Genomic DNA, 13,967 nt, shown 5'->3' on the forward strand with positions numbered 1-13,967 from the left:
GTCGGCGACCTCTTCACCCTCGTCCCGGAACTGACCGGCAAGCTCTGAACCCCACTCAACCACAACGCCACGCTGGAGTGTTTCCCCGGGGAAACACTCCAAATAGGTTAAATGTGCAGCGTCAGGCACTGGCTGAAATCGTCCAGCACGTATTCCGCAAAGGCCTCGCAATTGACGAAGCCGTGCTTGCGATAGAGCCCGAGTGCCGGTTCGAAGGCGGGGCCTTGGCCGGTTTCGAGGCTGAAGCGGGCATAGCCGCGCTGCCGCGCAACCGAAAGCAGGTGAAGCAGCACGGCTTCGCCAATTTTCTTTCCTAACCAATCACTTGCGACGCGCATGGACTTCAGTTCGCCATGCGTGGCATCGAGTTCGCGGATCGCGCCCATCCCGGCCAGCACATCCCCGACCCAGGCCGAATAGAAGGTGACGCCGGGTTGGCGCAGCTTTTCAACCGGGAGGGCGTGGACCTTGCAGGCAGGTGAGTTGGCATGCATGCCCGAAAGGTGGAAGGCGACAAGCTCGCGGATTGCCTCTCCGGAAAGATCGTCTTCGAGGATCGTGATGCGGTCCATGGGCCCCTCCCTTCCAGTGACATCGACTGTTGAGCACGAATGGGCGCCATCTCGCAATGCTTGAGAAGAGCCGCGAAAGGGGTGCCCAACCCAAGCGCATCCGCCGCCGGTCAGCGACGGGAGGTCGGGGGCTTGCGCTCAGGTGTGCTTGTCGGCCTTGCGACGCCCGAAGCGCATGCCGGTTTCAAGGCGCGCACGCAGCTGGGCGTAATAGGCTTCGAGGAAGGCACGCTCGTCGCCCGCGCCTGCGTTCCAGCCGATCTTGCCGCAGATCGTGCGGGCCACATCGCGCAGGGCTTCCTCGCGGTTCTCTCGCAGCACGCGCTCGAGCACCTGCAGTTCGTATTCTCCATAAACGGCAAGGTCGGCGTCGCTGAAGCGATACTGCACGCCAGTGGCCTGCGACAGGCCGCGCGCACCCTCGCCAACCGATAGCGCCTGTTCCAGCTTGCGCTTGGGCGCTTCGACCACCCAGGTTCCCGCGATCAGGTCTCCGCACCGGAGCCTGTCGCGATTGAAGAACGGAAACAGCGCAAAGAGCAGGAACCAGACGAGGCCCGCCCAGGCCGCCATCTCGGTATCGCCGCCTTCGACCGAGGCAACGACGATGAAGATCGCAGGCATGAACAGTTCGATATCGCGCACGAGGTTGCGGGCGATAACCGCTTCGGTGGTCAACCGCGCGCCATCCTTGCCACGCGCGCGGGCGGCGACGCGGATGCCGGTGATGCGCTTGCCCGGCGTGGCGCCGCGCGGGCCGAGTTCGAAGAACAGGAACCAGGCGTTGCGAAACAGGAACAGCGCGATGATCCAGACGACTACCAGCGCCTGCACCGCGCGCCCGGCGGGGCTGTCATCATCATTGAAGTTGATGCCCACTGCATTGGCGACATAGGCAATGAGCAGCGTGGCGCCGATGATCGCGCCGACGATCATGGCCAGATCGAGGAAGAGTGCAGCGGCGCGCGCTCCGCGCGAGGCCAGGACGAATGGCAGCGCCACGCCTTCAGGGGTGACGACCATACGGCGGCGGCGGTCCTGAAGCGCCTGCGGAGTACGGGGCGCGGACTTGGCGTCAGGGCGGAAGGGCAGGCGTATCGCCATCAGCGGGCCTCACGCCGGAAGGCGAAGAAATAGCCGCTCCACAGCACCAGCATGAAGCCTCCCACGGTGAGTCGCGATGGGGTGGAGTCTATGAGCTGACGCCCGAAGCCTTCGAGCAGGGCGGCAAGGATCAGCATGAGGACCACGCCGGTCATGACCTGCGCGGCGCGGCGGCCGGCCGCGGCGGCGGCATCCATGACCGACATGTTGCCGGGGAAGGCCATGGCGCGTCCGATATGAATGCCGGCTGCGCCCGCCAGCAGGATCGCGAACAGCTCTGTCGTGCCGTGAATCGCGAGCCACCCGACAAAATCGAGCAGCAGACCCTGTCCATGATATAGCCACAGCATCGCGCCAAGCAGTGCCGTGTTGTGAACCAGCAACAGCATGGTCGGCAGCCCGAAGGCGAAGCCCAGCGCAAAGCACATGATCGAGACTTGCGCGTTGTTGCTGAACAGGCCGGCGGCAAACACGCTCATCCCGCTCTGGTCCTGGTTGCCGAACAGCGTGCCGTGCAAGACTTCGCGACTCGCCCCCGGCACGCGGACATCGGCCATGCCGCCAGGGACCAGCGAATAATACCATTCGGGATTCGACGCCACGAGCAGCCAGCCGACCGCGGTGCCCGCAACCATCAATGCGAGCGCGATCAGCAGATCGATGCCGAGGCCGCGCACGCTGGCGCTCCATCCGCCGCCGATGAAGCCGCGAAACCATGACCACAACGAGGCGCGCGGGCCATAGACGAGGAACCAGGCGCGCTGGGTCAGCGCTTCGAGATAGGCGACGAGCGCAGCGTCCAACGAGGTTTCGCGCGCGATCGAAAGGCTGGACGCGGCGGTGCGATAGAGCGCCGGAAGGGCGAGCAAGTCCTCATCCGAAACGCCGCGCGTGCGCCCGGCCTCCATGCGTTTGAGCACCGCTTCCAAGCGCTTCCAATCGGCCTCGCGTTCAAGCCGGAAGCGATCGGAACGCAGGGCGGCGTGTTCTGCCGCAACAGCGGCCTCCGTGGGCCGGGAGAACCAGTTGCCGATCTTCTGGGCAATTCCTGTGGCGACAGTGTTCATCCGATGCGTCCCTCGCGCTTGATCGCGAGATAGGAATCGAGCAGCCGCGTGCCGATCTGATCATGCGGTGCTTCAAGTACGCGCACGCCCAAGTGGCGCAGGCGCTGGAGCACGATTGCGCGCTGTCTGGAAAGCGTGGTGGCGGTGACCGCTTCGGCGACAGATTGCATGTCGGTGACGGTGGCGGTTGCAAGGCCGGCGAGTTCGGCATCGGCCATGACCACGAACAGCACGAGGTGGCGCTCTACCAGTCGGCCCACGTTCTCGACCATCAGCTCGGCGCTGGTGGGGTCGGAGAAATCAGAGAACAGCACGATCAGCGAACGGCGCTGCAGCCGTGCGGCGAGCGTGGACAGGGCGAGCGTGAAGTTGGGCTCGCCGGGATGGTAGTCGAGCCCGGCGGCGGCGCGCTGGAGGCGAGCGAAATCGCGGCTGTCGGTGACAAACGGGGTGGCAACCTCCGGGCGCGCAGCGAAGCCGAACAGCGCGACGCGATCTTGCGCCTTGAGTGCGACATAGGCGGTGGTGAGTGCGGCGGTGACGGCGCGGTCGATCCGGGGCAGGCCGTTGATCGGCTCGCACATCGCCTGTCCGCAATCGAACGCGAAGACGATCTGGTTGTTGCGCTCGACCTCGTATTCCTTGGCGAAAAGGCGGGCGTGGCGGGCCGAGCTTTTCCAGTCGATCCGGCGGCGGTCCATGCCCGGTTCGTACTCGGCAAGTGCTTCGAATTCAGTGCCCTCGCCACGGATACGCCGCGCGATCAGGCCGAACTGGGCATCGCGCAGGAATATCTGCAGTGCCGGGCTGCGTACCGGGGCGATGTTCGGCCAGACCCGCACTTCGGCCTCAAGATCGCGGGTGGCCTGGCGGTGGGCGAGGCCGAGCGGGCCGCTCCAGCGCAGCCACAGGCGGGTGAGCTGGCCGGTGCCGCGCCGGGTGGGGGCGATCGTGGTGCTGCCGCTCCATGCGCCGTCCGCGAAGGTGAGCGGCAGGGCAATACGGCCCCCCTCGGCAAGGCGAGGGTCGCAGGCGATTGCCGCGTCGGGGCGGATGCCGTTGCGGACACGGGCGAGTGCGGCGACCACCGTCAGAGTGGCAGGTTCGCCGACCTCGCTATCGGACGGCGCGTGGATCTGCACGTCCTCGAGGGAGCCGGCGAAGAGGCCGTCGAGCAGGATCAGCACGAGCAGTGCGCCGCCCAGCGCTGGTGCGGCGATCCAGGCCGCAGGAGCGGCCGCGGCCAGGACCAGGGCCAGCGGGGCGAGGCCTGCAAAGAGCAGGACTGCACGGCCCGAGGGCAGGATGGCGGCAGGCTTGATCAACGGGGGGCTTCCGTGCCTTCTACCAGCGCAGCAACGATAGTCTCGACCTGCTTGCCTTCGATCTCGGCAGCGGGGCTGAGCATCAGGCGATGGCGCAGGACGGCAGTGGCGAGCGCCTTGACGTCGTCGGGGATGACGTAATCACGACCATCGAGCGCGGCGCGTGCGCGGGCGGCCCCGGCCAGCAGCACGGCGGCGCGGGGGCTGGCTCCGACGACCAGATCGCCACTTTCGCGCGTGGCGCGAACCAGGCGCACGATGTAGTCGACAATCGATTCGGCGAGCGTGACCGAGGCGATGGCGGACTGTGCGCGGCCAAGCTCTGCCGCCGTGGTCACGGAAACGACGCCGAGATCGGCAGGCTTGGGTGCGCCCTTGCCTTCGCCGTAGCGGGCGACGATGCGGGCTTCCTCCTCGATGGAAGGATAGCCGACGAGGAGCTTGAACAGGAAGCGGTCCAACTGGGCTTCGGGCAGCGGGTAGACGCCTTGGCTTTCGATCGGGTTCTGCGTGGCGACCACGGTAAAGCGTTCGGACAGGGCGTGGACCTCGCCGTCGAGAGTAACGCGGCGCTCCTGCATGGCTTCGAGCAGGGCGGCCTGCGTCTTGGGCGGGGTGCGGTTGATTTCGTCGGCCAGCAGCAGTTCGTGGAAGATGGGGCCGCGCGTGAGCGTGAACTGGCTGGTCTGGAAATTGAACAGGTTGGAGCCGAGGATGTCGCCGGGCATCAGATCGGGGGTGAACTGGATGCGTCCGAAATCAAGGCCGAGAGCGGCGGCAAAGGTCTGTGCGAGGAAGGTCTTGGCCGTGCCGGGAGGGCCTTCGAGCAGGACATGGCCGCCTGCGAACAGCGCGACGAGCAGGTGATCGAGCACCTCTTCCTGCCCCACGATCGCCTTGCCGACTTCGGCGCGGATCCGGCCGGATAGCGCGCCGAGCTCGGTCAGGGACATTTCGGAGGTCGTCTCGGTCACTTGAGGTGCCTTTCTATCTGCTGCAGCACTTGGGCGCGCTTCGTCAGTTCATGGGGCTTGCGGGCATCGCGCAAGTGGCGCGCGGCCTGGGAAAACGGTGGGCCGGCGATGGCCCGGCGGAGTTGCGCAGCGTCGATCAGGCGCTCGGTCTCCTGCGGGTCGAGGCCCTTGGGCAGGCCCAGCGCCAGCGCAATGCGTTCGCGCGTGGCATCGGCATAGGGCGCGGCGGCGAGGTGGACGCGGCCGGCGCGGCGGATGAGCCCCGCAGCGTTGGCGGCCAGAGCGGCCTTGCCAAAGGCGATTTCCTGCCCCTGCACCAGCGCCGGTCCGAAGCGGTTGAGCGCGCGCCAGGCAATCGCCAGCGCGGCGAGGAAAAGGCAGATCGTGGCGGCCAGGAATGGTGGCTCGAACGCGAGGGTCAGCAGATTGCGGCTGGCGCCGAAGCCGTTGAAGGTCATGTCGAAGACGATTGGTTGGCTGCGATCATCCGCCGTGGCGAGCACGAGATCGCGGGCAAGCATGGCGGTGTTGCGGTCGGCCAAGCCCCAGTTGTCGAGCAGATCGGGCTCGAACACGAGGACGACAGGGTACAGCTCCTCATCATCGCCGCCGTAGCCAGGGTCGATCCCGGCGAAATTGTTGAGCGCGGGATAGTAGCCATCGTCATCGAGAAACGCCGCGAGCGTCTTCCCGTTGCCGGTGGTGAGAAGGGGGACGAGGCCCTTGCCGGAACCGGTTTCGATCTGGCGATCGTCAGGGAACTTGCCGCGGCGGTCACCAAGCTTCCAGCCGCCCGCGGGTGGCGAATCTTCATCGCCGATCTCGACCGTGACGTTGTCGGCAAAGCCCTTCCATTCGGGCGCCTGCGTGCCGACCATCTGCACCCAGCCGCGCTTGGCGGCCTTGGCGTTGACGCCCATTGCCAGCCACTTGGGGGTGACGACGATTGTCGGGCCCCAGTAGCGGTGGGCATCGACGATCCTGGCGATCTCCTTGCCATCGGCATCGGCTGGCGGGGTGAGGATGAGCAGGCCCGGTGCGTTTTCCAGCGCGCGGCGGTTGCGCTGGCGCTGGACGTCAAGGCCTTCGGCTTCGAGCATCCGCGCAAGGCCGGCATAGCCATTGAGGCCTTGCCCGCCGACAAGCGCGCCGCCGTTGTTGCCGTTGCCGCCGGTGCCGTTGCCAAGGAACCAGAGCAGCGCGACGAAGGCGAGCGCGCCGACCAGCAGCATCCCGATCAGCGTGCCGCGCGAGAACGGGGTTGGTGCGGCATTGCTCATTGTGCAGCGACCGTCAGCGGCGCGATGGCAAAGCGCGAATAGGCTTCGCGCGCCGTGCTCCATTCGTCTGCCCCAAGGGGCCGCAGGGCATAGCGGGCGCGCTCGACCAGGCTGGCGATGGTGCCGAAGGCGGCGCGCGCTTCTCCGGGTAGCCCGGTGATCGTGCCGATTTCGCGCGCGGTGCTGGAGGGGGCCAGCCAATCGGGCCGGGCGCGGGCGATCTGGCCAACGCTGCGCTTGAGCAGGAGATGCGCGGCCTCGCCATAGAGGCCCTGCGCGGCAAGGCGGTCAGCGTCTTCGAGCAGGGCGAGCGCTTCTTCGCGCAGCGGTGCCCATTCAGGCTCTGCCACTCTCCGGTGGGTGCCACGTTCGCGCCACAGCGGCCAGAGCAGGCTCCATGCGATCCACAGCACGCCGAGCCCTGCGCCGACCAGCATCAGCATCTCGATCACGCTCCAGCTGCCGCCGAGCAGGCGTCCGAGCGGTGAGAGAAGCCATTCGAGGAAGCGGCCAAGCGCCTTGAGCCAGTCCGGCGTGACGGGCACGGGATCGGGCGGGACAGGTGCGAACTGGATATCGCCCGATTCGCGGATCGAGCGCCATGCAGCCTCGGCTGCGGCCGCATCATTTGCTGGTACTGTTGCCGAAGCCGGTGCCGTCACCCGCGCAACCTTGCACGCGGCAGGCGGCGGGGCAAGGGCAAGTCTTGAGCCAAGCGGACCTGATTACTGGCCGCGAATGCGCTCCATGGGATAAGTCCCAAGTATTCGCAGGTTCTTGGCAAAGAAATCGAGCTCTTCGAGCGCGAGATCGACGGGGCGTTCACCCGGCGCGCCGACGATATCGGCATAGAATTCGGTCGCGGCAAAGCTCGCGCCGCGCTGGTAGCTTTCCAGCTTGGTCATGTTGACCCCGTTTGTCGCAAAGCCGCCCAGCGCCTTGTAGAGCGCAGCCGGGATATTGCGCACTTCGAATACGAACGTGGTCATCGCCGGGCCGGAGATGGTGGCCGGATCGCGCGGGGTCCTGGACAGGATCACGAAGCGGGTGGTGTTGTCGTGCGCGTCCTCGACGTTGTCCTCGATCACCTTCAGGCCATAGAGTTCGGCGGCGATGCGCGGGGCAAGTGCGGCCACGGTCGGATCGCCCAGTTCGGCGACATAGGCAGCGGCCCCGGCGGTATCGGCATAGCTCATCGGCACGATGCCGCGGTCACGCAGATAGAATCGCGACTGGCCGAGCGCCTGCGGGTGACTGTATGCGGCGGTGAACGGACCATCGCCAAGCGCCATCAGGCTCGCATGGATCTCGAGGAAGTGTTCGCCGACAATCGAAAGGCCGCTCTCGGGCAGCAGGAAGTGGATGTCGGCTACGCGCCCGTGCTGCGAATTCTCGATCGGGATGATCGCGTGGGCCGCGCGGCCTTCCTTGACCGCGTCGAGCGCGTCTTCGAACGAGAAGCATGGCAGCGGCAGGCAATCGGGCAAGGCCTCGAGCGCGGCGCGGTGGGAGTTGGCGCCCGGCGCCCCCTGGAACGAAACGGCGCGCGCAGGATCGGCGGCTGCAGCGGCAGCCATGTTCTCGACAAGGGCGAGCGCGGGGGCGGGATAGCTCTGCATGATGGCTCGCGCGTTAAGCCGCTCTGTTCTTTCGGGCAAGGGAGATCGAATTTGCGGCGCAAACCATCTTGCGCTGCCGCATGGCCCTGACTAGAGGGACCCCGAACTCGCGCGGGTGTCGGCAAGGTGCTGACGTTGCGCCTATGGGGCTCGTAAATGGACGATCGTTTCAATACCATCGCCGGATGGACCTTGTTCGGGGGCATCGTGGCTCTGGGGCTCTCCAGCCTGTCGGCGCACTACTTCCTGGCCGACAAGGAGCACCGTCCGGAAAAGATGGGCTACGCGATCGAGGGCGTCGTCGAAGAAGGTGCCGAGGGTGGCGGGGCGGCTGAGCTGCCGCTGGCGAATCTCCTCGCTGCTGGTGACGTTGCCAAGGGCGAAGCCGTTTTTGCCAAGTGCAAGGCCTGCCACACCGCCGAGCAGGGCGGCGCCAATGGCATCGGTCCGAACCTCTATGGCATCGTCGGCAAGCCGGTCGGCAAGCATGCTGGGGGCTTTGCCTATTCGGCTGATCTCGCTGCCAAGGGCGGCAACTGGGATTTCGCCACGCTTGATGCCTGGTTGAAGAACCCCAAGGCCTTTGCCGCCGGCACCAAGATGTCATTCGCCGGTCTGCCCAAGGGTGAAGACCGCGCCAACGTGATTCTCTATCTCAACTCGCTCGGCTCGAACCTGCCGCTGCCTGCGCCTGAAGCCGTTCCGGCAGCTGGTGCTGCGCCTGCCGAAGGTGCTGCCGTTGCTCTGGTTGGCGATGCCGCCAAGGGCGAGGCAGTCTTTGCCAAGTGCAAGGCTTGCCACACCATCGATCAGGGCGGTGCCAACGGCATTGGTCCCAACCTGTTCGGCGTTCATGGTGAGGCCGTGGCTGGCGATCGCGGCGGTTATGCCTTCTCCGACGCGCTCAAGGGCAAGGGCGGCACATGGGACGATACCACGCTCGATGCCTGGCTGAAGAATCCCAAGGCCTTTGCCGCTGGCACCAAGATGACCTTCGCCGGCATTGCTGACGATCAGCAGCGTGCGGACGTGATCGCCTACCTGAAGTCGAAGAAGTAAACTTCGCTTTCAGAAGAAATTCAAAAGGGCGTCCGGAGCGATCCGGGCGCCCTTTTGATGTCTTCGGTACCTATTGCGTTTGCGCATGAGCCGCGCAGAGTTGCGCTTTAGGAGAAACAGATGCGCCTGTTTACTGCATTGCCGCTTCTGCTCGTCATGACTCCGGCCGGTGCGGCGGAACCTCCCGCCGCCATGCAGGGCAACTGGACCGTTGATTTGTCAGCCAAGCCGGACGAGCCTTACACAAAACCGATGGTGCTACAGCTGCAGGCCGATGGCACGGTCAAGGGCAGCTTCTACGAGAGCGAAATACTGGCAGGACGCTGGAAGACCGACCGCGCGCGGACTTGCGTGAGCTTTCGCACCACCGATGGCGCCGGGCCCTATCACACGGCGGCGTGCCTGGTGGGCGATCACATAGAGGGCCAGACCTGGGCGGAGCATCGCAGCTTCCTGTTCAACTGGAACGCGAGGCGCTGATCGTCAGAGGTGGCAGGCCTCGGCCATGATCGCTGCATTTAGCGTCTCTGGCTCAACCGGGGCGTACTGATCGGCACTGTCGGCGGCAACGGCGTTGCGGGACAGGATCTCGCCGGACGTCGCGTAGTCCGTTGCCGCGGCAATGAGCACGCGCTTCGCGGCGCAGTCATAGCGGAACAGGATGATCTTGCGCCCGGTGGCCAAGCTCGCGGCGGGGGCAAAGTCGAAACCTGCCCAGACCTGACGGACAGCAAAGCTACGAGCCGGACTGGGCGGCAGTTCGCGGACTGATTCGGGACGCACGAGCACTTCGGTGCGGTCCTCGGCCACGCCGATGACCTTCCAGTCGGCAGACCATCCTCTTGCTGCAATGTCTTCTGCCATTGCCCCGCCGGAGAAGCCGAGGAAGGCGAGAGGGAGCAGCAGGCTGCGGATGGAGGTCATCGGGTGGCTCCGGAGTGCTTCGGTTAAGGTGCTGATAACCATGCCCGCCAGGCGCGCCCAGCTAGGGGTTTGTCCTGAGTCCCGCGATGCGACAGCAGGCTAGTTGTCGGTTAACGCAGGCTCGCCCGCACGGCCCTTGAACCCTTGGGCAATCACGTACCACTCCGAGGAATCCTTGCGGCTCGAGGGGGGCTTGGCGTGCTTTACGGTCGTGAAGTTCTTCTTGAGGATCTTGAGGAGTTCGCCATCGGTGCCGCCGGCAAAGACCTTGGCGACGAACGCCCCGCCGGGGGCCAGGGTCTGGACGGCAAAGTCTACAGCCGTCTCGACCAGGCCCATCGTGCGCAGGTGGTCGGTCTGCTTGTGGCCAACGGTGTTGGCGGCCATGTCGGAGATCACGAGATCTGGGGGACCATCCAGCGCACCTTGCAGAGCTTCCGGCGCCTCATCGGCCATGAAGTCCATCTGGAAGATGGTCACGCCCTCGATCGGATCCGTGGGCAGGAGATCGATGCCAACGATCTTTGCCGCCGGCGATTTCTTGCGCACGACCTGGCTCCACCCGCCAGGCGCGATGCCGAGATCGACGACACGCTTCGAGCCTTTGAGCAGGCCGAACTTCTCATCGAGATCGATCAGCTTGAATGCCGCGCGGCTGCGCCAGCCTTCGGCCTTGGCCTGCTTCACGTAAGGGTCGTTGAGCTGGCGCGACAGCCAGCGCACCGATGAGGCCGAGCGGCCCTTGGCGCTCTTGAGCCGTTCGTTGGGATTCTTTCCGGAACGACTCATGCTGCTTCCGTTTTCCTGGGCCCGCGCGGATCGGCGCCGGTGGCCATGAGGCTGCGCAGGATGCCTTCGCGAATGCCGCGATCGGCAATGCCAAGGCGCTCTGCCGGCCAGATGTCGAGGATCGATTCGAGGATGGCGCACCCGGCAACGACGAGGTCCGAGCGTTCGCGCCCGATGCAGGGCACGGCAATGCGCTCCGCCGGGGTCATCGTTGACAGACGGCGCGAGATGTCGCGCATGGAATCGGCCGGCACGATCAGGCCGTCAACTGCGCGGCGATCATATTGTGGCAGTTCGAGATGGAGTGATGCCAGCGTGGTGACGGTGCCGCTGGTGCCCAGCAGGCGGATGCTGCGCTCGCCCTGCGCTGCGTGCCGGATCGGCGTTACGCGGGCGGTGAAATCGGAAAAACCTTCGTCCACACGTCGGCGCATCTCGGCATAGGCGACCGCGCGGGCATGCGGATCGTCGGCAATCGCGCCGATGCTCTCGGTCAAAGAGACGACGCCCCATGGCACCGACTGCCAATCGAGGATCCGGGGCACGGTTTCGCCGGTTTCCACCAGCACCATCTCCGTCGACCCGCCGCCGATGTCGAAGATCATCGCCGGGCCGTTACCCTGTTCGAGCAGAATGTGGCAGCCGAGCACGGCGAGGCGTGCCTCTTCCTGCGCGGTGATGATATTCAGGTGGATGCCGGTTTCGTTGCGAACGCGATCGATGAATGCCTGGCCGTTGCTCGCACGGCGGCAGGCTTCGGTGGCGACCGAGCGGGCAAGATGCACGTTGCGCTTGCGCAGCTTGTCGGCACAGACGTGCAGGGCGCCAAGCGCGCGGTCCATGGCCTCGTCGGAAAGGCGCCCGGTCTGGGCCAGTCCCTCGCCCAGGCGGACCACGCGGCTGAAGGCGTCGATCACCACGAAATGCTCGCCCGAGGGCCTTGCGATCAGGAGGCGGCAGTTATTCGTGCCAAGGTCGATCGCGGCATAGGCCTGGCGGTGATGGGGCAGCGGTTTCTGCCAGGTGCTTGCACCCTTCTGCCAAGTGCTTGCACGCTCAAACGCGGGCGGTGCGGGAGATTCCGCCACCACAGCCGGAGTTGCCGCGGCGATAGCCTCGTGCGTGCCGCCACCGCGTGCTGCGGGCGGACTGGTCTTGCCGGCCGACTTGGGTGGGACACTGCTCCCGGTCTTGCCGCGTGGCCGACGGGGCTTCTTCCTTTGCCCCTTCTTGCCGCCTGCCGTCTTGCCGTTGGCCGGCTGGCCGTCCGGTCGCGCGCCTTGCCCATTTGCCGGCGGAATGGAACCCGCCATGAATCGTATTCGCTTATGTTTTCCCGCGCCGCCTGATGCAGGCCGGGTACTTGATGCCAATGCTAGCGATGTGCCGCCCCGCCCGCAAGACCGGCACCAAAAATGCCCATTGACCGCTTGACTTGGGCGCACTCGCCCCCTAGTTGCGCGCCTCACACTGCCCCGTCGTCTAATGGTAAGACTACGGATTCTGATTCCGTCTATCGAGGTTCGAATCCTCGCGGGGCATCCAGCTTTCCAGATTTTCTGCCTGCCATGAGCAGCCCCCAGGTGATCGCCAGGACGAAAACCTGTGCCTCGATGACCGCGGTGAGCCCCCGTGCAGTCGTTGTAAGCCCCTGTTCGCCAAGCAGTTTGCCAATCCTGTCGACATCGAGCTGCATGCCCGCAACTCCCAGCTCGAGAGCCTGGAGTGAGCCTGCCAGCAGAACTCCGCCGGAAAGGTAGATCAGGAGGCCCGCCGTCCCTCCCGCGCACAGTGCGGCGGCAAGCACGACACGTCGGCTTTGGCCGGTGCACGCGGCCCACGAGGCCAGACCTGCCGCAGAGCCAAGAATTGCGCCCTCAAAAGGTCCGGTGACGTAAAGGTCCGATACGCCGGACAGCAACCCCACGCCTTCCCGGCCCAAGAGGTTGCCCAGAGCGCCAGTCGCGAGGCCGCCCAGTGCGGCGCCGGCAACGATCCACCAATCGGCATTCTGGCGCCAAGCGACGGTGGCAGCCATTCCCGCGCCCAGACCTGCACCGGCGAGAAGACCGAGGACACCGACCATCGCGGACAGAACAAGCACCTGACCGCCACCGCCAGTCCCCGCGATGATGCCATAGCACAGCCCGGCGGCGGCTCCGGCCACGAGTCCCGACAAAGTGCAGGCCGCGGCGATACGCGACGCTCGCGCCATTGGTTCGGCAGCATCCGCTTGCTGCGGCATCGCAGCAATGAAGCGGTAGCCGTGTTTCGGCACTGTCTGAATGAAGCGGGGATTGGCCGCATTGTCTCCCAGCGCACGGCGAAGGGTGCGGATACACTGTGTCAGCGCCTCGTCTGTAACCGGGATGCCCTGCCAGACCTCGTCCATGAAGCTGTCCTTGCTCACCAGTTCGCCCCGCCGCGCGACCAGCAGCGCGAGCGCATCGAAGTAGCGGCTGCCGAGCTCGATCGGTTTTCCGTGTTGCAGCAACTGCCGGTTCTCGCAGTCGAGCTCGAAGTCCCCGAAGCGCAGAATCTGTGCGTGTCTTCCCATTTCCTCCGGGTCTGCTGCCATACCGGGGCATTGGCAAGCGCTTGGCGCGTTTTCAGCAATTGCTCATTTTTTCCTCATGCCTCTCAGACCGCGCCGCTGCATCAATCGCCGCCATAAATGCGCAAGGAGGCTCGAGCATGACCAACGCCCACACTTCGAAGACTGCCAATGGCTGGCGAATTGCCGGATGGGGCAGCCTCCTGGCACTGCTCCTGCTTCCCGCCCTTGCGATGCAGCTGACCCCGGAGGTGAATTGGACTGCCGGGGACTTCGTGTTCGCCGCAGTGCTGCTAGGCTTCATCGGCGCCGTATGCGAACTTGCGGCCAGATATGCTCAGGCAGGAACACAGCGCGCGGGTTACATCCTCGCCGGTGTTGCAGCCTTCCTTACCGTCTGGTCAAACGCTGCCGTTGGCATCATTGGCGACGACAATTCCGTCAACACGCTCTTCTTCCTCATGGTTGTTGTCGGGATGGCGGTGGCGGTGGCTTGTCGGTTCCGCCCCCGCGCCATGCGCTGGATAGCGTTGTGCCTCGCCGCAGGCCAGTATGCCGCCGGTGTCGTCGCCCTCAACCAGATGCCGGGGCACGCTGTCGAATGGGGCGTCCTGACGTTCTTTGCCTTGCTGTGGCTTGCAGTCGCCTGGTGCCATCTCCGCGCTGAACTGGCCTAGCACCGCCGCATACAGCTTGCGGG

The 13,967-nt window shown here is 65.5% G+C and carries 15 protein-coding genes and 1 tRNA gene; 4 read left to right on the forward strand and 12 right to left on the reverse strand.

Features of this window, described 5'->3' with window-relative positions; translation table 11 throughout:
* Nucleotides 1-107 precede the first annotated feature (107 nt).
* The 8 genes from AX703_RS11915 to AX703_RS11950 form a co-directional block, all read right to left on the reverse strand.
* Complete coding sequence (locus AX703_RS11915; protein ID WP_062344296.1) at nucleotides 108-572, reverse strand: GNAT family N-acetyltransferase; 465 nt, start codon at nucleotides 570-572, stop codon at nucleotides 108-110.
* Between the two features lie 138 nt (nucleotides 573-710).
* Nucleotides 711-1,676, reverse strand: a complete 966-nt coding sequence (locus AX703_RS11920) for an RDD family protein (protein WP_062344298.1) — start codon at nucleotides 1,674-1,676, stop codon at nucleotides 711-713.
* Nucleotides 1,676-2,743, reverse strand: a complete 1,068-nt coding sequence (locus tag AX703_RS11925; RefSeq protein WP_062344300.1) for a stage II sporulation protein M — start codon at nucleotides 2,741-2,743, stop codon at nucleotides 1,676-1,678. Before AX703_RS11925 ends, AX703_RS11920 begins: the two co-directional genes overlap by 1 nt.
* Nucleotides 2,740-4,068 carry a DUF58 domain-containing protein gene (locus AX703_RS11930; protein WP_062344302.1) on the reverse strand — a complete coding sequence of 443 codons (1,329 nt, stop codon included), beginning with the start codon at nucleotides 4,066-4,068 and terminating at the stop codon, nucleotides 2,740-2,742. The genes AX703_RS11925 and AX703_RS11930 overlap by 4 nt, the downstream gene beginning before the upstream one ends.
* Nucleotides 4,065-5,021 carry a MoxR family ATPase gene (locus AX703_RS11935; protein WP_062344359.1) on the reverse strand — a complete coding sequence of 319 codons (957 nt, stop codon included), beginning with the start codon at nucleotides 5,019-5,021 and terminating at the stop codon, nucleotides 4,065-4,067. The genes AX703_RS11930 and AX703_RS11935 overlap by 4 nt, the downstream gene beginning before the upstream one ends.
* 17 nt (nucleotides 5,022-5,038) lie before the next feature.
* Nucleotides 5,039-6,322 (reverse strand): DUF4350 domain-containing protein, encoded by a 1,284-nt coding sequence (locus AX703_RS11940; RefSeq protein WP_062344304.1) that lies wholly within the window; start codon nucleotides 6,320-6,322, stop codon nucleotides 5,039-5,041.
* Nucleotides 6,319-6,984, reverse strand: coding sequence for a DUF4129 domain-containing protein (locus AX703_RS11945; protein WP_062344306.1), 666 nt, complete (start codon nucleotides 6,982-6,984; stop codon nucleotides 6,319-6,321). Before AX703_RS11945 ends, AX703_RS11940 begins: the two co-directional genes overlap by 4 nt.
* 63 nt (nucleotides 6,985-7,047) lie before the next feature.
* Nucleotides 7,048-7,941, reverse strand: a complete 894-nt coding sequence (locus tag AX703_RS11950) for a prephenate dehydratase (RefSeq protein ID WP_062344308.1) — start codon at nucleotides 7,939-7,941, stop codon at nucleotides 7,048-7,050.
* Nucleotides 7,942-8,097: 156 nt separating this feature from the next.
* On the opposite strand from AX703_RS11950, the gene AX703_RS28900 reads away from it, so the two are divergent.
* A complete protein-coding gene (locus tag AX703_RS28900) occupies nucleotides 8,098-9,000 on the forward strand; it encodes a cytochrome c family protein (protein ID WP_082734555.1) in 903 nt (300 codons plus the stop codon).
* A 120-nt stretch (nucleotides 9,001-9,120) separates the two neighbouring features.
* Nucleotides 9,121-9,480: a hypothetical protein gene (locus AX703_RS11960; protein ID WP_062344310.1), complete on the forward strand. Its 360-nt coding sequence runs from the start codon at nucleotides 9,121-9,123 to the stop codon at nucleotides 9,478-9,480.
* A gap of 3 nt (nucleotides 9,481-9,483) precedes the next feature.
* On the opposite strand, the gene AX703_RS11965 is transcribed toward AX703_RS11960, so the two are convergent.
* From AX703_RS11965 to AX703_RS11975, 3 genes are all read right to left on the reverse strand, one after another.
* Nucleotides 9,484-9,924, reverse strand: coding sequence for a surface-adhesin E family protein (locus tag AX703_RS11965; RefSeq protein ID WP_062344312.1), 441 nt, complete (start codon nucleotides 9,922-9,924; stop codon nucleotides 9,484-9,486).
* A gap of 99 nt (nucleotides 9,925-10,023) precedes the next feature.
* Entirely contained in the window at nucleotides 10,024-10,713 is a 690-nt protein-coding gene (locus AX703_RS11970) for an RlmE family RNA methyltransferase (protein ID WP_062344314.1), read from the reverse strand.
* On the reverse strand, nucleotides 10,710-12,026 hold the full coding sequence (locus tag AX703_RS11975) for a Ppx/GppA phosphatase family protein (RefSeq protein WP_062344317.1): 1,317 nt from the start codon (nucleotides 12,024-12,026) through the stop codon (nucleotides 10,710-10,712). Before AX703_RS11975 ends, AX703_RS11970 begins: the two co-directional genes overlap by 4 nt.
* A gap of 158 nt (nucleotides 12,027-12,184) precedes the next feature.
* Between AX703_RS11975 and AX703_RS11980 the strand changes: the two genes are divergently transcribed.
* Nucleotides 12,185-12,258, forward strand: a tRNA-Gln gene (locus AX703_RS11980).
* On the opposite strand, the gene AX703_RS26630 is transcribed toward AX703_RS11980, so the two are convergent.
* Nucleotides 12,227-13,270 carry a transcriptional regulator gene (locus tag AX703_RS26630; protein ID WP_197423696.1) on the reverse strand — a complete coding sequence of 348 codons (1,044 nt, stop codon included), beginning with the start codon at nucleotides 13,268-13,270 and terminating at the stop codon, nucleotides 12,227-12,229. The genes AX703_RS11980 and AX703_RS26630 overlap by 32 nt on opposite strands.
* Nucleotides 13,271-13,407: 137 nt before the next feature.
* On the opposite strand from AX703_RS26630, the gene AX703_RS11990 reads away from it, so the two are divergent.
* Nucleotides 13,408-13,944: a hypothetical protein gene (locus AX703_RS11990; RefSeq protein ID WP_062344320.1), complete on the forward strand. Its 537-nt coding sequence runs from the start codon at nucleotides 13,408-13,410 to the stop codon at nucleotides 13,942-13,944.
* Nucleotides 13,945-13,967 lie beyond the last annotated feature (23 nt).

The sequence above is a fragment of the Novosphingobium sp. CCH12-A3 genome (genome assembly GCF_001556015.1).
GTDB classification, from domain to species: Bacteria; Pseudomonadota; Alphaproteobacteria; order Sphingomonadales; family Sphingomonadaceae; genus Novosphingobium; species Novosphingobium subterraneum.